This is a genomic window from Clostridioides sp. ZZV14-6153, assembly GCF_020657855.1.
Classification (GTDB): domain Bacteria; phylum Bacillota; class Clostridia; order Peptostreptococcales; family Peptostreptococcaceae; genus Clostridioides.
Map to the genome: position 1 here is coordinate 353,732 of NZ_JAGWCZ010000001.1, position 19,001 is coordinate 372,732.

Below are 19,001 nucleotides of genomic sequence, written 5' to 3' on the forward strand. Positions count from 1 at the left end.
CTTATGTATAACATGAAATTTATATAAATAACAACATTCTTAAAAATTCATAATAATCTTCTGTTTCAAATAGTATTGTTTGAGAATCTATTTTCTTCATATTTGGGTAGAAAGAAGCTTTAAAAGCCTTGTAATGTTCTCTAAACTTTATTTCAATTTTAAACTTGTTTGGTAATTTTATTAAATGTCTAGATAAATCTCCAGATAAAGATTCTCTAACACCTTCTTCTATTTTTTTTAGTGCAAGATTTGGATGAATTGAAATTGAGCCATTTCCAATTCCTTTTGAAACAGGAACAGTGATTATATTTGGGTTTAGTTTTTTTGCACTTTCACAAAGCATTTCATCTCCACTTAAAAATGCCACAGGAACATTATAGTATGCAGCAGCATAAGCATTTATAGTAAATTCAGATGCTATCTCATCATTTATTTTAAAGTAGTCATAGTCAATATCCATAGTATGAGAAAGTGGATTACCATTACAAGTAGCTCCAGAATGATAACCAGTAAATACACATGCATCAAAACTTTCATCAATCCCAGCCATCATAACTAGTGGGTCTTTAGTCCATCCTCTAAGTATTTTGACATTTTCAGGCAAAATATCTGGATTAATATTTCTGCCACTATCATGTGCATCTTTAACAAGTATTTCTTGCATACCAGACTGAGTAGCTCCATTACATGCAGAAGCTATTTCTTTACTCATTTGTGTTCTATAGTGCTCTGAAAATTCGCATTCAAGCTTTGTTTCATCCCAATTTACAATGCCACAAGTACCTTCTATATCGGCACTTAAATATAACTTCATAATATAATCCCCCTTAAATTTATTATTAATGATAACAATAGATAACAGTAAATATACAATTAATAAAAGGCAGAAAAATATTATGTCTCATTATTAATTATTATTAAATCTGTAACTGAAAAATAACTGATATTAAAAATATAACGCTATTAGTATCTATTAGACCAGTTTTGCTATATACAATATTTATATAAGATTGTAACATAGAAGTAGCTACATTTACTAGTTTAACATACTTAAAACATTGATAGATATTATTTTTAAGCTTGTTTAATGATTGTAGCGTTTTAACATTAGTAGAAAGAGTTGAGTTATAGAATCATTCTATAGAATTAGTAAGAAAGAAGATATTTAGGGGGTTATAATAAACTAATAATATATACTCAAGTATATTTTGTAGTTATCAAATAACCCTTAATAAAATATTTTGTTCTAATTATATTTTTTGTTTTTTATAAAAAATACAATGATTATTGCTAAAATAGGATTTATTGAAAATCCTACTAATGTCCAAAAACTACTGTTGAGATTTTTATTTGTAGAAACTTTATTGCATGCAATTAAAACTATTATATAAATGATACAATTTACTATTCTAAATATATGTGATGTAAAACTTTGGGCAAGTGCAAATAAAGTAAATGCATAGAATAAGCTCATAAAAGCAAAGAAAATATAGTTTAAGTTCTTAAATTTTGGCAAATGCTTTTTACTATCATTAATTGACATAATAACGCCAAGAACCATAGCTATCCATCCAAATAAATTTGCTGCTTGTAGACTAAATATTGTCATGAGTATTCTCCTTTATAATTATTTACATTAAGTATACAAGATAATTTGCCAATATGAAAGTGGATAAAAGCAATTATATAATTCAAGAAAATTAAATACAACGAATACTTTATATAATTAAAATATAATAAAGTAGAGTATTAAATTAAAATCTCTTAATTTAATACTCTACTTTAAATAAACTAAAATTCAAATTCATTTTCCCAATCAAATTCTTCTGATTTTTCTACACATTTAGGCCAATGATTGCACCATTCAGGAACTGATGGATTTTCAATTCTATCAATACTTGGAGTATATGGTTTTAAGTCGATAACAGGGCTATTATCATTAGCATCAATATATGGAATTTTTATTGTACCATGCTCATGGTCGATGCTAATAATTTGTACAGTAGTTAATGCTATTGGATTAGGTCTAATAGGTGACCTTGTTGCAAATATTCCCATAACATCAGGTGCTTTTTTATAAGGTTTTGGAGTTTCTAAGATACTTCTTGCTTCAACGTTATCAAATCCATCAAACCACCAGATTACATTTAAATGACTAAATTCATCAAGCTCTTTTAATGCAGGTATATACTTTTTATCCAATTCGATAGAAATTTCTTCACCTTGAACACGTATTTTTCCTATAGGATTTACTAAACTTTGTTTCATAATATTACCTCCAATTATTTGGTTTGTCATTTGTAATTTTAGAGTAAACCCTAACACCATGTGAGAGTCAATATAAAAAGGAGATAGAAGTATATGATTAAAAGGATAATACATTTTTCGCATGAAGCATAACGCCAGTGATAAGACAATCTTCATCAATATCAAAGGTAGCTGTATGAAGAGGAGAATTAATATTTTTTTCCTGATTTGCACAACCAAGGTGATAAAAAGCACCTTCACAATACTTCAAAAAATATGAAAAATCTTCAGCACCAAGAGTAGGTGTATCTTTAATCAAAATATTTTCTTTTCCAAATAATTCTACTGCATTTTGTTTAACATAATTCACAAGAGAATTTGAATTTATAAGGGCAGGATAACCTTCTTCAATTTCAACATCAATCTTTCCTCCAAATGTTTTGCAAGTAAAATCACAAACTTCTTTGATTCGTTTTTTTGAAAAGTCCCTGGTTTCTTGGGTTAAAGTCCTTAAGGTTCCTTTTATAACAACTTTATCACAAACTATATTTTCTTTAATTCCGCCTTCAATTTTTCCTAAAGAAATAACTACAGAATCAGTAGGGTTTGTATTTCGGCTAACAATTGTTTGCAAAGCAGTTATGATATGAGCAGAGATAACTATGGCATCAACACCTTGATGTGGATAAGCTCCATGACATTTTAAGCCATATACAGTTATACAAAGTGTATCTGTTGATGCATTTAAAGTATTGTATTTTAGTTCAATTAAACTTTTATCAATATTGGGATTTACATGAAGACCAAATATATAATTTACATCTGGATTTTTCATACATCCATCTTCTATCATAAGTTTGGCACCACCAATAGTTTCTTCAGCAGGTTGGAAAAAAAACTTTACATTTACATTTAAATAATCCTTTAATTTAAATAGTATATTACAAGTACCGAGTAAAATAGCAGTATGTGCATCATGGCCACATGCGTGCATTTTGCCTAGATTAATGGATTTATAAGGCGGGTTGAGTTCTTCTGTTATAGGCAAAGCATCTATATCAGCTCTTATAGCAACTGTCTCAAAGTTTGGATTTATATTTATATATGCAGTCACTCCTGTGTGATTTCCATATTCAATATAACTTATACCTATTTCATCCAAATACTTAATAATTTTTTTCTTAGTTTGAAATTCTTCTAATCCAAGTTCTGGAGTTTTGTGTAAATCTCTTCTAATATCTATAACCCAATCATTTATATCATGGCAAAGAGCTTTAATATTAATCATAAAACACATCCTAACTATATTAAAAATTTATTTTTCTTCATTATTATAATTATATTATTCTATATAAATCATTATTCTGTATCAAGTATAAATAAAATGTCTTATAATTATAGTAGAGAGGTTTAGCATAAATTAGAATATATCATTTTAGAATAAGAGGTGTTTAGATGTTAGGAGTAATTGCGCCTTCTGGACCATTGAGAAATACAAGTCTAGAAGAAATAAAATTTAATTTAGAGAAGTATGGTTATGAAGTTAAATTTTCTGAAAGTTGTGGACTAAATTATAAAGGTTATTTAGCTGGGAATGATGATATTAGAGTAAGAGATATAGAAGAGATGTTCCTAGATGAAGAAGTAGATATGATTATGTGTTTAAGAGGAGGTTATGGAACAACAAGAATACTAGATAAAATAAATTATGAAATAATAAAACAAAATCCTAAACCATTTATAGGTTTTTCTGATATAACAGGTTTAAATCTAGCTTTTTATAAAAATTGTGGTCTTTTACCATATCATGGAATAATGGCAGCAGATGTAGCAAAATGGGATGAATTTACTTATAAATCTCTAGTAGATGCTTTAGAATTTAAAGATGAGCTATATTTAGAAAATCCAAAAGAAGAAAAGATTTATACTGTATGTGAAGGCAAAGCAGAGGGAATAATAATGGGAGGAAACTTATCTCTAATAATTTCTACAATAGGAACTAAATATGAAATAGATGCAAAGGATAAAATTTTATTTATTGAGGAAATTGGAGAATGTCAATATAAATTAGACAGGATGTTAACTCAATTGTATTCTTTAGGAAAACTGGATGAATGTAATGGTATAATTTTTGGAGATTTTAAAAACTGTATCAAAGAAGATGATTTAATAGAACTATTGGAGGAATTTGCACAGAAGGTTAATAAGCCAGCTATATATAATCTACAATCTGGGCACTGTATACCAATGATAACTATTCCTTTAGGAAGAATGTGTGAATTAGATGCAACAGAAAAAATGGTTAAATTAAAAAAATAGTGTGTATATAAATATATTAGAAGTATGGTATAATCTTATACAAGTAAAAATTTAGCTAGGAGGATAAAAAATGTCTGATGATAGAATAATTGACTTTAACGAATTAAAAAACAAAGTTAAAGATTCTGATGTAGATAAATTTGAGCAATACATATATAACTTATATTTTTCTGTTATGGATGGAAAGATGTCGATGGCTGAATTTTCAAGAAAAATATTTGATTATATGAAAGATAATGACATATCTCAAGAAAAGTTTATGAAAATACAAAAACAGTTCATGGAAAGATATGGTATGGACACTGAAGAAGTAGAAAAACAACTTAGAAACTTTGGAATCGACCCTTCTACAGCAGGTTTTATGAGTAATAATACTTCCAGCAAAGTATCTACAGAAGATTTAGAATCGTTTAAAAAGAGTGCAGGATTTTATGAGAAATATGGTGAAAAAATTCAACCTAAGAGTTGTATAACAACATTCATAAAAAATGATTTAAATGATATTAATGTAATAATAGATCAAGAAAAAATAATGCTTTGTAGTGATAAAAAAATAAATCTTATGGACTCAGAATTAAATGAGTTTTTATTAGAATATAAGAATATGTTTAATAAAAAGATAAAAGTAGTTATGTGTGAAACTACAAATAAATACGATTATTAAAAAATAAATTTAACTATTGAAGCAGTATAGTTGATTAGTATTATGTAAAAAATAGAAATCGCAATTTAATTTCTCTTACAGAAGACATGTAGAAGAACATTTAAATTGCGATTTCTATATTTACATACTTTAGTTATGTTAAATTAATTGTATTAAGTAATATTTGTATAGAATAATCTTATTATCAAAACTGTATCTCTATACAAATATATAAAGTATTTATTATAAACGAATTTCTTTTAATACATTAACTCCATTTTGAAGCATACTATTAAAAAATACTAGGTTTAAAATCTCCGCAGGATGAACATTGGGAATGTCATAAGTGTCTACTAAATTCATAGGAACAACTATGTTTTTTTTCATATCATATTGATTAAAATAAGATTTTAGTGTTATTGCAAATTGATATATACATATATCTGTGCAATCACCAACTATAATTATATTATCTATACCATCAAAGTTCAGATTTTCTAGTGCGAAAAATCCGTTAGTAGAGTTTTTAGGTAGAACTTGTAGATTTTCTATAGATTTAAGTTCATCAACCAATTCACTTTCCACATCATTTTCTAAACAGTGAACTGGATAACTTAAAAGTTCTATAGATTTGGGGGTATGACAATCAGTAAATGCAATTACTTTATTTAGTTTATTTGATATTTTTTTTGTGAAAATTTCAATTGGCTTTATCAAAGATTCTACTCTAGGGGAGTATAAGGCACCTTGTTTTGCAAAACCATTATTTACATCAATTATAAATAAAGCTGTCTTACTCAAATCGTAATTTTCTATTTTTTCTATTGGTAAATTATCTAAATTACTTTTTAAAGCTTCAAGTTCATTTAATAAGTTATCCATAAGTATACCTCCAAGCTAAATTTAATAAAATTGTACATATTAATCATATAAAAGTCAAGGAGTATAAACTACTATATAACTAGCTGTATTGCTTTGATTGTAAAAGTTTTAAAGCTATATCTGGATAGTTAGTAAAAATACCATCTACATTAAGGGCTAGGCAGTGTAGCATATCTTCTTCTTCGTTTACAGTATATACATTGACACCTAGTAAGTTTTTGTGACAAAGTTCAACTAGAGATTCATTTGCTAGAATTAAAGGAGGATGAAGATAGCTATTTCCTAGAAATTTAGCAAATTCAACTACATTGTTTATGGGCAAGTAGCACAATAAAGCTGTTTTTATACTGGGGTCTAATTTATGAAAATTTTTTAAGCTATTACTATTAAAACTAGATATAAGAACTCTATTTTTCATATTGTATTTTAAAATAAGTTTCAAAACATCCTTTTCTATATTAGTGTAATTTACTTTATCAGTTTTTAGTTCTATATTTAAGATTAGGTCTGTAGGCGAAATTAAAATTAAGACTTCTTCTAAAGTTGGAATTTTACATTCTTTATTGTTTTGGTAACCTTCAAAGGATGAGTTTAATGTTTTTAGTTTTCTTAAAGTAAGGTCTTTTACAAAACCATGTCCATTAAAAGTTCTATCGACTGTTTCATCATGAATAACTACAATTTTTCCATCTTTAGTCTTGTGAACATCAAGTTCTATTCCGTATATATCCATATCTAAGCATTTTTTAAAAGCGAGAATAGTGTTTTCTGGATATTTTCCACTAAAACCTCTGTGAGCATAAATGTTCATTTGTAAAGCTCCTTTCAATAAATATAACTTCTTCTTATAAAATTTTAATTAATATAATATATCATATTCTAAACAATATAATTATACATTAATTAAATAACAATTTATATATTATATAAATGTAAGAAAATAAAATCATATATGTGTTATAATATATTTTAAACATTATAAATATTACGAATTTAATAGTCATAATATATAAGTATAAGTTTATGCAAGCTCATGTGTTTAGAGCTTGCATATGTATTATTAATATATTTCTGTACTTAAAAAAATAAAATTCCAAAAGAATTTTTTCTATAGATTTAGTAGTAAGGGGGAATTTTGATATGTATGAAGTTAATTTAGAACGAGCTATGAATTATTGGATGGATTTGCTAGATGATTATACCAATCTAGCAAAAATTCCAAATGATTTTTTTTATAAAGATTGTTCTGACGAAGTTGTAGATGAAATTTTTAAGATTGATATTGAAAAACATGAAAAATTAATTCAGTATTCTAAAATGAATAATATAAGCATAAGTTCTATTATAGAAACTATCTATGGACTGATATTACAAAAGTATACATATGAAGATGATGTAGTTTTTGGAAAAACAATAAATATAATTCCAATAAGAGTTAAGGTTAGACAAAGCGAAAAATTTATAGATGTTGTAAAAAAATTGAAAAGGCAATGGAGTAGGTCTTTAGAATATGGATATTATTTACTATCAGATATAGAGAATAAAAATCATTTGAACACTAAACTTATAAATACAATATTTGTAGCTAAAAGTTTTGATTTATCATATGACTATGACATAGAAAAAAAAGGATATGATTTATCTGTAATAGTTTATACTAAAAGGGCATTAAAAATAAAAATAAAATATAAGCCATCTATATATAAAAGAGAAACTATTAGAAGAATATTAAATCAATTTGATTATATAATAGAACAGATAATAAGGAATAACAATATTTTAATAGAAGATTTGGAATTTGTATGTAAAAAAGAAGAAAGAATATTATTGAAAGATTTTAATGATAATAAATGTGAGATACCATATGACAGAAGTTATATTGATTTATTTAGGGAACAAGTTGAGAGAACACCTAATAATGTAGGTGCTAGAGATGAAAATAGAAATTTGACATATAGAGAACTTGATGAATTAACTGATAGACTTGCAGGTTATTTAAATCATATAGGGGTAAAAAGTGAAGATATAGTAGCTGTAATGTTGCCAAGAGACATTAATATAATTGTTACAGCCATAGGAATTATGAAATCAGGAGGAGCATTCTTTCCGATAGACACAAGTAATCCAGAAGAAAGATTAAATTACCTTCTTGAAGACAGTAATGCAAAAGTAGTAATAACTACAGACGAACTTAGATGTAAGGTTATAAATGAAAACACAATAGTAATTGATATAAATGATGAAGACATATTTAAAAACAGATATGACTTAACTGAAAAAATAACACCATCAAACTGTGCATATACAATATCTACATCAGGGTCAACTGGTAGGCCAAAGACTATAGCTATAGAGCATAAGAGTTTAGTAAACATGTGTTATTATAGTATAGAAGCTATAAGTGCTACAGAAAATGATAGATGTGGAATATATTTAAGTTTTAGTTTTGATGCTGTAATGAAACAACTATTTCCATATCTATTGATGGGTGCTTCAATAAACATTATGCCAGAAGAAGCAAAATTTGATGAATATACAGTAAATGAGTATTGTGAGGAAAATGATATAACTATATTAGCATTACCAACAGCGTTTGCAAGATTATTTATACAAAACTGTAACAATAGTTCACTTAGGGTTGTGCAGACTGGAGGAGAAAGATTAAAAGGATATAGAAAACGTAACTATGAGTTATATAATGAGTATGGCCCAACAGAATTTACTGTTGTATCAACTTCTTTTCATGTGGATAAAGAGTATGGGAAAATACCAATAGGTAAGCCAATCTTTAATACTTATGCATATGTATTAGATAAAAAAAATAAACTATGTCCAATTGGAGTTCCAGGAGAACTCTGTTTATCAGGAATCCAAATATCAAGAGGCTATTTAAATAAAAAAGGGTTAACAGAGCAAGTATTTGTAGAAAATCCTTACAAAACTTGTGAACACAATAAATTAATGTATAGGACTGGTGATTTGGTAAGATGGTTAGATGATGGAAACTTAGATTATATTGGTAGGATGGATAATCAAGTAAAAATTGATGAATTTAGAATAGAGTTGTATGAGATTGAAAACATAATAAACAATATTGCAGAAATTAAAAGTGTTGTCTGTATATCAAGAACAAATGAGGACGGAGATATGTATATATGTGCATATTATGTGATTGATGATGATGATAGCGAAAAAATAAATGACATAACAGTTAGAGAATATTTAAATGAGCATTTACCTCCATATATGATTCCAACGATAATAATGAGGATAGATAAAATACCAGTTACCCCAATTGGAAAAGTAAATAAAAGGGCATTGCCAGAGTGATTTTGTATTATGACAGGTGTTATAAAGGGACTATAAAAATTTCTTTATGACACCTATTTTTAAGAATTAATCAATTGACATAAAAGAAAGAATTTTCTGTACATTTTTACTGTGGTGAAAATCTGTTTATAGGGATGATTATTGTATTTTTTATACTTTTCCGTGTTTTAAAGTGTTTTTATAACAAATTTAATTTTAATATAAAATTTTTTTTTACTTTTTATCTTAATTATTTTTAGTATAATCGAAAAATAAAAAGAAAATTAGCATAAAAATATCTAAAAGTAGAAATTAATAATATGGTATTAAATTTTAGTAGTTTTTACTCGCTATTTGTAAAATAATAAAAAGTTAAGTTTTATATGTATATATGTTATAATATATACAAACTGAAAAGGGGTGAAAATTTTATGAACAAAAAATTACCTAAGGGAGCTTATGGTGAGGTTAGTGGAAAAGATTACGTTCCATACATCACAGATAAGTCCAGAACCGGTGGAAATGTAGCTGTACTGATTATCGGTATTATTTTAGCTGCCATTTTTGCCGCATCTACAACTTATTCTGGAATGAAAGCTGGTCTTACAGTTGCAGCAGGTATTCCAGGAGCTATAATAGGTTCTGCTTTTGTTGGAGCATTTGCTCGTCAAAAGGGTATTCTTGGTAAGAATTTAATCCAAGGTATGTCAAGTGGTGGAGAATCTGTTGCAAGTGGATTCATTTTCGTATTACCAGCAGTTATCTTAATTGGAAGCCAAATTACATTTTTAGAAGGCTTAGCTGTTGGAGTTGGTGGTGTTTTCTTTGGTATAGGAGTTGCAGCAATAGTTCACAATTATTTAATAGTTGAAGAACATGGTAAACTTATGTACCCAGAATCAATGGCTATATCTGAAACACTTGTTGCTTCAGAGGCTGGTGGAGACTCAATTAAATACATGGGAATTGGATTTGTAATAAGTGGATTTATCACTGTATTAACTGGTTCATTTTTAAATGTAGCAAACAATGTAATGAGTCTTGTAGGAAGTAAATTCTACAAATGGAAATTTGATATTGAAGTAAACCCTCTACTTTTAGGAATTGGGTTTATAGTAGGACTTGAAGTTTCTTTAACAATGTTTGCAGGAAGTATCTTATCAAACTTTGGTATTGCACCTTTAATAGGTTACTTTACTGATATGGCTAAAGATGGAGCTATGGTATGGAATAATCCTGCGATGCCTCTTAATCAAATGGATGTTGGAGCTATATCTAGTAGTTATGTAAAATATATAGGTGCTGGTATGATGCTTTGTGGAGGTATTATTGGTGCAATAAAACTTATTCCAACTATAATCGCTTCTATAAAAGAAACACTTAAAGCTAAATCAAGTACTGGAGATGCAGAAGAAGGTTCATCTATACAAATGATACTTTTATTAGGTGGAGTAGTAGTTGGATTCTTAGCAGCGTTCTTAATTTCTGGTAACATTGCTATGGCAATTATTGGAGCTATCATATCTCTTTTATTATCTTTATTATTCGTCATAGTAGCTGGACGTTTAACAGGAACAATAGGAACATCAAATCTTCCAGTTTCTGGTATGACTATAGCTTCTTTAGTTATTGTAACATTAGTATTTGTTGTAATGGGATGGACTGATTTAGAAGCTAATAAATCATTACTTTTATTTGGGTCATTTATAGTTGTTGCTATTGCTATAGCTGGAGGATATACTCAATCTCAAAAAGTAACTTACATCATTGGTGGTAGTAAAAACGAAATGCAACGTTACTTCACAATTGCAAGTATAGTTGGTGTTATAGTTGTTGTAGGAGTAATCTTATTACTTTCTGACCAACTTAAAGCTACTGGTGATAATGTACAATTTGCATTACCACAAGCAAACTTAATGTCAACATTAACTTCTGGTATTATGTCAGGTAGTTTACCTTGGGTTATGATTATTGTTGGAGTATTTATGGCAATTGTGTTATATGCATTAAAATTACCAATAATGACTATAGCTATAGGATTCTATTTACCAATAGCAACAACTTCTATAATATTAGTTGGAGCATTAATTCGTCTATTTGTTGAATTAGTATCTAAATCTGAAAAAGAAAAAGAAGCTAAAGTTTCTAATGGTATAAGTTTATCTTCTGGTCTTGTTGCAGGTGGATCTATCATTGGTTTAATAGGTATAATATTACAAGTAACTGGAGTTATAACTCCAAAAGTACCAAGTGGATTTGCTGCGACAAATTCAATGGCAATTGCTTTACTAGTAGTTCTAGTTGTACTTACAGCATTACCTATTATTTTATCTAAAGTAAAAAATAATGAGCAAGAGTAATGATGTTTTAGATATTGTATTTAAAATTACTGATGGACTTGAATATGAAGTAGATGAAAATAGTATTGTAACTATACTTGAAAAACAGGACCATAAGATTCAAAGATTTTTTAGAAAGTTAAAAGCTAGAATACCTAAATATAAAAAAATAGAGCTAGATGAATATTCTAGTTTCGTATTTTTACAAATTGATGGTCAAAAGACTGTTAGAGAAATAGGTGAAAACTTAGAATCCAAATATGGAGAAGAATCTCATCCACTTTATGAAAGGTTGTTGGTTTTTTTAAATCATATTGATGTCAATTGTCACTATGTTGAAAGAATGGATATAGACATATAAGAAAGAATTATTATAGGATATATCTGAATATAAAAATTAGAAGATAGTTATAAAAGAGCTATATGTTTTTAAAGACATATAGCTCTTTTAAATATTTATAACTTATAAACTTAAAGTAAAGGTCACTAAACTTAGATATTTTAATATTATTTATTATTAGCTATTTCGTCAGCTAAATTATTTAGATATTCCCATCTTTCATATTTGTACTCAAGTTCTTTTTCCAGTTTTGATTTTTCATCTAAAATTTCTTGAAGTTTAGTAAAATCAGTTGCAAATTTTGAAGTACTTTCATCAAGTTTTGCAATTTTAGATTCAAGTTTTTCTATGTCAGAATCAATATTTTCAAACTCTCTTTGCTCATTATATGAGAATTTAAGTTTTTTATCATTTTTAGGTTTTTCTTTTTTTGGAGTAGTTGAATCATCATTTTTAAGTGATTCTTTTTTAGACTCTTCAAATTCAATTCCTTGAATTTCTCTATAAATAAGATAGTCACTATAATTACCTGTATAAATATGAATTTTTCCATTTCCTTCATATGCGAATATTTTATTACAGATTCTATCTAGGAAGTATCTATCATGTGATACTGTAATTACTACACCTTTAAATTCATCAAGATATTCCTCTAATATTTTTAGTGTTTCAATATCTAAGTCGTTTGTAGGCTCATCCAAAAGAAGTACATTAGGAGCTGTCATAAGAATTCTAAGAAGGTGTAGTCTTCTTCTTTCACCACCAGATAGTTTACCTATCAAAGTATACTGCATAGTACCATTAAAAAGGAATCTTTCACACATTTGAGAAGCTGTAATCCTAGTACCATCAGAAGTTTCTATATAATCGCTAGCTTCTTTTACATAGTCTATAGCCCTTATATTAATGTCCATATGAGAATCATCTTGAGAAAAGCAACCTATTTTTACAGTTTCTCCAATTGAGATATATCCACTATCAGGGGCCAATTTCCCATTTATTATGTTTATTAGAGTTGATTTACCCATACCATTTTTACCTATTATACCAATTCTATCTGTACGTGCTAAAGTATATTCTAAGCTATCTATGACTGTATTTTCTTCAAAAGATTTAGATATATTGTGTATTTCTATTATTTTATTTCCAAGTCTACTTGAGGCAACAGATATATCGATATTTTCATCAAGTTTGAAAGAGTCTCTATTTACGAGTTCATCAAATCTTTGTAGACGAGCTTTTTGTTTTGTACTACGAGCTTGAGCTCCACGTCTAACCCAAGCAAGCTCTGTTCTAATTAAATTCTGTCGTTTATCTTCCATACTTGATTCTAATGTAAGTCTTTCCATTTTCTTTTCTAAAAATATTGAATAATTACCATCATAGCTAAATAATCTACCTTTATCTAATTCAATTATTCTATTTGTAACACGGTCTAAAAAATATCTATCATGAGTTATCATAAGCAATGAACCTTTTCTTGAATTTAGGTATTCTTCAAGCCAATCGATGGTATCATTATCTAGATGGTTTGTTGGTTCATCTAGTATTAAAAGCTCACAAGGAGTAATAAGAGCTGAGGCTAGAGAAACTCTTTTTCTTTGACCACCAGAAAGCTCTATTATTTTTTGATTAAAATCATTTATACCAAGCTTAGTAAGTACAGATTTGGCTTCACTTTCTAAATCCCAAAGATTTAAAGCATCTATCTTCTCATGTATAGATAATAACTTTTTATTTAGTTCATCTGTAAAATTAGAATTAAGTTTTTCTAAAGTTTCTTGATACTTACCAAGTAGTTTTAATTCTTCTGAAGTCCCATTAAATACTTGTTCTAGAACAGTTGAATTTTCATTATAAGTTGGGTTTTGAGGAAGATATTCTACTCTAGTACCATTAGCCTTTGTTATATTGCCAGTTTCACTTTCTTCAGCTCCTGCAATAATTTTAAGTAAAGTAGATTTACCAGTACCATTTACACCAATAAGTCCTATTTTTTCTCCATCATTGATACCAAGAGATATATTTTCAAGTAATTTTTTTTCAGAATAGCTTTTACTTATGTTTTCCAATGTCATTAAATTCATATAATTCACCTTTATTTCTAATCTATTATTTTTCAAAATGTTGGTAATCTGGGTTTTTCCAATATCCGCCCCAACTCCAACCTCTGCTTACAAAAGCATTATAACAATCATCACCCTTTTTTATCATTCCAAATTTTAAAGTAGACCTATCTGCATAAACAGTGCTTACCTTAGGGCTAATATTGTCTCCAGAAACATGTGGGTTTTGCAATGGATTTATATCTATGGCTCGTCCTTTACCATGATTTGAGACAGTATTTGTACCAGCTACAGTTCTATAACAAAATGCAGATGTATTATTATCAGACATAGATTTTTCATCTACAGCGTCATAATCATCTATTAATTTAATTTTTTCAATTGGATATTTTTTTTCATATAATTCTTTAAAAATATCGACAACTTCTGGAGCTAGTTCACTATTTACTATCATTTCACCTTGATGAGTTTTTTCATCAAATCCGTAGTAGGTAAGTTTCAAGTAAGATAAACTATCAAAGCTTATAGGTTCATCAGAAGGCATAGATTTACCAATCATTTTGTTTTTTATATTATCTGGTATTGAAGAAGATGAAAAAGTAGGCTTAATATTGTTATCTTCCTGCTTTTTAGTAGAGTTTTGATTATTTTTAGAATCATCTGTTGTATTATTTTTATCTTGCATAGTTTCTTGATTTTTTATATTATCTTTTTTGTTGGATTTAGAGAAAAATATCTCATATATAGATAGTAAGGCAAGAAATAATACAGTTATTACAATTGTTAGTTTTAATTTATTAATCTTCTTTCGTTTTGACTTTTTACTCATATTATCCCCCATGTTAGATTCATATAAACTATATATATTATACCTCATAAAAATAAACTAGGCTAACAATATTTAGTTAACCTAGGACATTTCATATATAGTTTCTCCTATTATTTTTATACCAGTTTCAATATCCTCAAAAGAGAGTCTCGAAAATCCAAGTCTTAAAGTGTCAGAACCAGAGCCATCTGTAAAGAATAAATCTCCAGGCATGAAGATAACATTTTTTTTATAACATTTTTCTAGTAACTTTCTAGTATCTATATTCTTAAGCTTTATAAATATATGCAAGCCACCATCACCTAAGATATATTCCGTTTGTATATATTTTTTTACACATTCATAGGCGAAGTTAAATTTATCCCCATAGAATTTACGTATTTTTTTTACGTATTTTTCAAATCCCCCATTACTTAAATAATCAAATAAAATACCTTGGTCTAAAAAAGATACATGTATATTTCTGCACCTTTTTACACTTTCTAACTTATCTATAACTTTTTTATCTGCAAATATCCATCCAATCCTCATTCCAGGAAATAAAATTTTTGAAAAACTACCAATATACACAACGCCATTATTCATATTATCAAGAGAGCAGATGGGAAATATATGAGAACTATTGTAGAGTAACTCTTCATTAAAGCCATCTTCTATAATTGCTATATTGTATTTTTTCATAAGGTTATAGAATCTATATCTATTTTCAGGAGTCATTACAATTCCCGTTGGATTATGATAAGAAGGAGTAATATATGCAAATTTTATTTTATTTTTGTACTCAATTAAACGATTTTCGAGAATATTGAAATCTAAACCATTTTCACATATATCCACACCTAAAATATTGAGATTGTGTGACTTCATAATTTTTATAGCTGTGTTGTGAGTAGGATTTTCACAGATTATATAGTCTTTTTCTTGAGTGAAAGAGGACATAATAATATCAAAGCCTTCTGTAAATCCATTTGTAATTAATATATCTTTGTTATTAATATCAACCCCCTTATTTGTCATATATTCCAGCAAATAGTCAATAAGAGGTTTATAACCTTGTGCATATCCATAGTTAAGTAGTTTGTGACCTTCTAATGAGATTCTATTTAAAAAAGATTTTTTTAATTCCTCCATATCAAATAAATCTCCATCGGGAGATATACTTTTAAATGATATTAGGTTAGAGCTCCAAGGTATTTCACTTTTTATAATATCTAATTCATTAGCTTTTTTAGAGTATGTATTCTCTAAACAATCCCAATTTAAAGACCATGTAGTGTTCGAAGATTTATTTTTTGAATTAACAAATGTACCTTTTCCTGAAACAGAGTAGATTAAGCCTTCTGATTTTAGTTCTTCATAAGTTAAGACTATGGAATTTCTACTAACTTGTAAAAGCTGACTAAGCTCCCTTGTAGAAGGGAGCTTACTATTGTCTGGAATTAATCCTTTTGATATCATATCACTTATATAATTTTTAATTTGTATATAAATTGGTTCACTATCATTTAATCTTAGATTTGAAAATATCAAATTACCACCTCAAATTGTATTATCTAATTTAAAGAGTATTCTATAAGTTTATCTAATAATTGGCTATACTCAAGACCTTTAGCAGCAGCACTTCTAGGTATTAAACTAGTTTTAGTCATGCCAGGAAGAGTATTTAGCTCAAGAACATAAGGAATACCTTCACTTATAATCATATCAACTCTTACATATGCTTTGCAATTAAAAATTTTCCAACAAGTCTCAGAAATCTCATTTACTCTTTTTTGGAGTTCATCATCTAAATAAACAACTTCTTCTTTTGCTCCTTTTTCAAGTGAGTACTTAGCTTCATAATCAAAGAATCCTGAGTCTGATTTTATAGATATAGTAGGAAATACTTCGCCATTTAATATAAATGAAGTATATTCTCCACCTGGTATATATTTTTCAATCATTACAAACTCATCAACCTCTAAACCTTTACGAACTGCTTCTTCAACTTCATTTTTGGAATGAATAAAGAATGTAGCAACACTTGAACCTCCTGAATTTGGTTTTATAAATACTGGATATCCTATTTTATCTATCTCATCATAATTTATTTCATCAACTGATTTTACTAAAGCCCATGGAGCAGTAGGAAGGTCTGAATCTCTAAGCATTTTTTTAGTGATATTTTTGTCCATACACATTCCACTACAAAGAGGTCCACATCCAGAATATGGTATATCCATAGTCTCAAGTACTGATTGAATGCATCCATCTTCACCAAATTTTCCATGTAGTGCTAGTACTGCAAAATCTGTATCTTCTGGTATTTTTGTAAATATATCTCTTTTATCATCTATTATTACCTTTACAACATCGTATTTACTTTTATCAAGGTTATTATATATTTCTTTTCCTGAATTTAAAGAAACTTCTCTCTCTGATGATATTCCACCCATTATAACTGCTATTTTCATATTATACACTCCTATTTTAAATTTTATTATTTTTAAATTAAATTTTTTAATTTACTTACTTAATTATATGAATTAATGGTTGATGATGAAAGTACCACTATATGCTAAGTTTATATTATGTGTGGTTTTAGAGTGATAATCTAACTTACAGATAGAGTTGAATGATTTTTTAACTTTATTTATGTTCTTATTTTTGCTAAAATTAGTGGTATGAACTTAAGACTAGTCTTAATGGCTATAAATCAAGGAGTGATAAAATTTGAAAGCAGAAATAATAAGTGTAGGAACAGAGATATTGTTGGGAGATATAGTAAATACGAATTCTCAATTTTTAGCTAAAGAACTTGCAGCATTGGGAATAGAAGTATATCATCAAAGTACAGTTGGAGACAATAAGCAGAGACTCTTAGAATGTTTTGATGAAAGCTTAAAAAGAAGTGATTTAGTAATTACTACAGGAGGTCTTGGACCAACTGGTGATGATATGACAAAAGAAACTGCAGCAGAGTATTTTGGACAAGAATTAGAATTACATAAACCATCATTAGAAGTCTTAGAATCATTCTTTGTTAAAACAGGAAAGAAAATGGCTGAAAATAATATGAAACAGGTATATTTTCCAAAGGATGCTATAGTATTAAAAAATAATAATGGAACAGCACCAGGAGCAATTTTAAAGAAAGATGATAAAAGTATAATAGTACTACCTGGACCTCCAAGAGAAATGAAGGCAATGTTTAATGAGAGTGTCAAACCTTACCTACAACAATTTACAAAGGAAATGCTAGTATCAAAAACTTTAAGATTGTATGGAATAGGTGAGTCAAATCTAGAATTGGAAATTTTAGATATAATTGATGAGCAAACTAATCCAACAGTTGCTTTGTATGCAAAGGAATTAGAAGTTACAATAAGAATAACTGCAAAAGCTGAAAATGAAGAACTAGCTTTTGAATTGATAAAACCAGTAGAAGAAAAGATAAAGGATAGAGTAGGGAAATATGTATATACTGAAGGAGATATTTCAGTATCTGAAGGAGAGTCTGCATTAGAGGATGCTGTTTCTAAGCTTCTTGTAGAAAAAAACTTAACAATAGCAGTGGCTGAATCTTGTACTGGAGGTTTGGTATCTTCATCTCTTATAAACTATCCAGGAATATCTTCTGTATTTCTTGAAGGATGTGTAACATATTCTAATGAATCCAAAATGAAAAGATTGGGAGTAAAAAAAGAAACTTTAGAAGACTTTGGAGCAGTAAGTGAGCAAACAGCAATAGAAATGGCTGAGGGCATTGCTAAAGGGTTTGGAGCTAATATAGGCATATCTACAACTGGAGTAGCTGGACCTGGTGGAGGGACCGAGGAAAAGCCTGTAGGACTTGTTTATACTGCAATATATATAAATGGAAAAACAATAGTGAAGAAAAATATATTTAATGGAGATAGAAGAAAGATAAGATTAAGAGCTACTAGAGATTTACTTAATGAACTGAGAATACAATTAGAAAAACTTTAAATTATTATGATATTGGGTATATTTAAAGTATTGATATAATATAAAATCATTTTTGGAG

General features: G+C 27.9%; 16 protein-coding genes. 6 read left to right on the forward strand and 10 right to left on the reverse strand.

Features of this window, described 5'->3' with window-relative positions; genetic code table 11:
• Positions 1–19: 19 nt before the first annotated feature.
• From KGF46_RS01660 to KGF46_RS01675, 4 genes are all read right to left on the reverse strand, one after another.
• The gene (locus tag KGF46_RS01660) at positions 20–814 is read right to left on the reverse strand and encodes a M55 family metallopeptidase (RefSeq protein WP_227827266.1); all 795 of its coding nucleotides are present in this window, start codon (positions 812–814) and stop codon (positions 20–22) included.
• A gap of 432 nt (positions 815–1,246) precedes the next feature.
• On the reverse strand, positions 1,247–1,609 hold the full coding sequence (locus KGF46_RS01665) for a hypothetical protein (protein WP_227861760.1): 363 nt from the start codon (positions 1,607–1,609) through the stop codon (positions 1,247–1,249).
• Between the two features lie 182 nt (positions 1,610–1,791).
• Positions 1,792–2,268: an SAM-dependent methyltransferase gene (locus tag KGF46_RS01670; RefSeq protein WP_227827268.1), complete on the reverse strand. Its 477-nt coding sequence runs from the start codon at positions 2,266–2,268 to the stop codon at positions 1,792–1,794.
• 97 nt (positions 2,269–2,365) lie between these two features.
• The gene (locus KGF46_RS01675; protein WP_227861761.1) at positions 2,366–3,535 is read right to left on the reverse strand and encodes a M20 family metallopeptidase; all 1,170 of its coding nucleotides are present in this window, start codon (positions 3,533–3,535) and stop codon (positions 2,366–2,368) included.
• Between the two features lie 167 nt (positions 3,536–3,702).
• On the opposite strand from KGF46_RS01675, the gene KGF46_RS01680 reads away from it, so the two are divergent.
• Positions 3,703–4,566, forward strand: coding sequence for a S66 peptidase family protein (locus tag KGF46_RS01680; RefSeq protein WP_227827270.1), 864 nt, complete (start codon positions 3,703–3,705; stop codon positions 4,564–4,566).
• A gap of 70 nt (positions 4,567–4,636) precedes the next feature.
• A complete protein-coding gene (locus tag KGF46_RS01685; protein ID WP_227434304.1) occupies positions 4,637–5,230 on the forward strand; it encodes a DUF3867 domain-containing protein in 594 nt (197 codons plus the stop codon).
• A gap of 222 nt (positions 5,231–5,452) precedes the next feature.
• Here KGF46_RS01685 and KGF46_RS01690 read toward each other — a convergent pair whose 3' ends face one another.
• Together KGF46_RS01690 and KGF46_RS01695 are read right to left on the reverse strand one after the other, a co-directional pair.
• On the reverse strand, positions 5,453–6,091 hold the full coding sequence (locus KGF46_RS01690; protein ID WP_227856513.1) for an isochorismatase family cysteine hydrolase: 639 nt from the start codon (positions 6,089–6,091) through the stop codon (positions 5,453–5,455).
• A gap of 79 nt (positions 6,092–6,170) precedes the next feature.
• Positions 6,171–6,902 (reverse strand): glycerophosphodiester phosphodiesterase, encoded by a 732-nt coding sequence (locus KGF46_RS01695; protein WP_227861762.1) that lies wholly within the window; start codon positions 6,900–6,902, stop codon positions 6,171–6,173.
• 329 nt (positions 6,903–7,231) lie between these two features.
• Here KGF46_RS01695 and KGF46_RS01700 point away from each other — a divergent pair, with 329 nt between their 5' ends.
• From KGF46_RS01700 to KGF46_RS01710, 3 genes are all read left to right on the forward strand, one after another.
• On the forward strand, positions 7,232–9,421 hold the full coding sequence (locus tag KGF46_RS01700) for an amino acid adenylation domain-containing protein (RefSeq protein ID WP_227861268.1): 2,190 nt from the start codon (positions 7,232–7,234) through the stop codon (positions 9,419–9,421).
• Between the two features lie 410 nt (positions 9,422–9,831).
• Positions 9,832–11,760 carry an OPT family oligopeptide transporter gene (locus KGF46_RS01705; protein ID WP_227827274.1) on the forward strand — a complete coding sequence of 643 codons (1,929 nt, stop codon included), beginning with the start codon at positions 9,832–9,834 and terminating at the stop codon, positions 11,758–11,760.
• Positions 11,747–12,100, forward strand: a complete 354-nt coding sequence (locus KGF46_RS01710) for a PqqD family protein (protein ID WP_227827275.1) — start codon at positions 11,747–11,749, stop codon at positions 12,098–12,100. Before KGF46_RS01705 ends, KGF46_RS01710 begins: the two co-directional genes overlap by 14 nt.
• A gap of 146 nt (positions 12,101–12,246) precedes the next feature.
• On the opposite strand, the gene KGF46_RS01715 is transcribed toward KGF46_RS01710, so the two are convergent.
• The 4 genes from KGF46_RS01715 to KGF46_RS01730 all read right to left on the reverse strand — a co-directional run bounded on the left by KGF46_RS01715 (position 12,247) and on the right by KGF46_RS01730 (position 17,427).
• Positions 12,247–14,166, reverse strand: coding sequence for an ABC-F family ATP-binding cassette domain-containing protein (locus KGF46_RS01715; protein WP_227827480.1), 1,920 nt, complete (start codon positions 14,164–14,166; stop codon positions 12,247–12,249).
• Between the two features lie 25 nt (positions 14,167–14,191).
• Positions 14,192–14,974, reverse strand: a complete 783-nt coding sequence (locus KGF46_RS01720) for a M15 family metallopeptidase (protein WP_227861763.1) — start codon at positions 14,972–14,974, stop codon at positions 14,192–14,194.
• A gap of 81 nt (positions 14,975–15,055) precedes the next feature.
• Positions 15,056–16,504 (reverse strand): transcriptional regulator DdlR, encoded by a 1,449-nt coding sequence (ddlR, locus tag KGF46_RS01725; protein ID WP_227827277.1) that lies wholly within the window; start codon positions 16,502–16,504, stop codon positions 15,056–15,058.
• A gap of 23 nt (positions 16,505–16,527) precedes the next feature.
• Positions 16,528–17,427, reverse strand: a complete 900-nt coding sequence (locus tag KGF46_RS01730) for a D-alanine--D-alanine ligase (RefSeq protein ID WP_227827278.1) — start codon at positions 17,425–17,427, stop codon at positions 16,528–16,530.
• A gap of 259 nt (positions 17,428–17,686) precedes the next feature.
• On the opposite strand from KGF46_RS01730, the gene KGF46_RS01735 reads away from it, so the two are divergent.
• Positions 17,687–18,943 carry a competence/damage-inducible protein A gene (locus tag KGF46_RS01735; RefSeq protein WP_227827279.1) on the forward strand — a complete coding sequence of 419 codons (1,257 nt, stop codon included), beginning with the start codon at positions 17,687–17,689 and terminating at the stop codon, positions 18,941–18,943.
• Positions 18,944–19,001 lie beyond the last annotated feature (58 nt).

Bases quoted from the DNA above. Each gene is read 5' to 3' on its own strand.
- KGF46_RS01675 (WP_227861761.1), bottom strand. From the start codon at position 3,535: ATGATTAATATTAAAGCTCTTTGCCATGATATAAATGATTGGGTTATA.
- KGF46_RS01700 (WP_227861268.1), top strand. From the start codon at position 7,232: ATGTATGAAGTTAATTTAGAACGAGCTATGAATTATTGGATGGATTTG.
- KGF46_RS01715 (WP_227827480.1), bottom strand. From the start codon at position 14,166: ATGAATTTAATGACATTGGAAAACATAAGTAAAAGCTATTCTGAAAAA.
- KGF46_RS01665 (WP_227861760.1), bottom strand. From the start codon at position 1,609: ATGACAATATTTAGTCTACAAGCAGCAAATTTATTTGGATGGATAGCT.
- KGF46_RS01660 (WP_227827266.1), bottom strand. From the start codon at position 814: ATGAAGTTATATTTAAGTGCCGATATAGAAGGTACTTGTGGCATTGTA.
- KGF46_RS01710 (WP_227827275.1), top strand. From the start codon at position 11,747: ATGAGCAAGAGTAATGATGTTTTAGATATTGTATTTAAAATTACTGAT.
- KGF46_RS01680 (WP_227827270.1), top strand. From the start codon at position 3,703: ATGTTAGGAGTAATTGCGCCTTCTGGACCATTGAGAAATACAAGTCTA.
- KGF46_RS01730 (WP_227827278.1), bottom strand. From the start codon at position 17,427: ATGAAAATAGCAGTTATAATGGGTGGAATATCATCAGAGAGAGAAGTT.
- KGF46_RS01705 (WP_227827274.1), top strand. From the start codon at position 9,832: ATGAACAAAAAATTACCTAAGGGAGCTTATGGTGAGGTTAGTGGAAAA.
- KGF46_RS01670 (WP_227827268.1), bottom strand. From the start codon at position 2,268: ATGAAACAAAGTTTAGTAAATCCTATAGGAAAAATACGTGTTCAAGGT.
- KGF46_RS01720 (WP_227861763.1), bottom strand. From the start codon at position 14,974: ATGAGTAAAAAGTCAAAACGAAAGAAGATTAATAAATTAAAACTAACA.
- KGF46_RS01690 (WP_227856513.1), bottom strand. From the start codon at position 6,091: ATGGATAACTTATTAAATGAACTTGAAGCTTTAAAAAGTAATTTAGAT.
- KGF46_RS01685 (WP_227434304.1), top strand. From the start codon at position 4,637: ATGTCTGATGATAGAATAATTGACTTTAACGAATTAAAAAACAAAGTT.
- KGF46_RS01695 (WP_227861762.1), bottom strand. From the start codon at position 6,902: ATGAACATTTATGCTCACAGAGGTTTTAGTGGAAAATATCCAGAAAAC.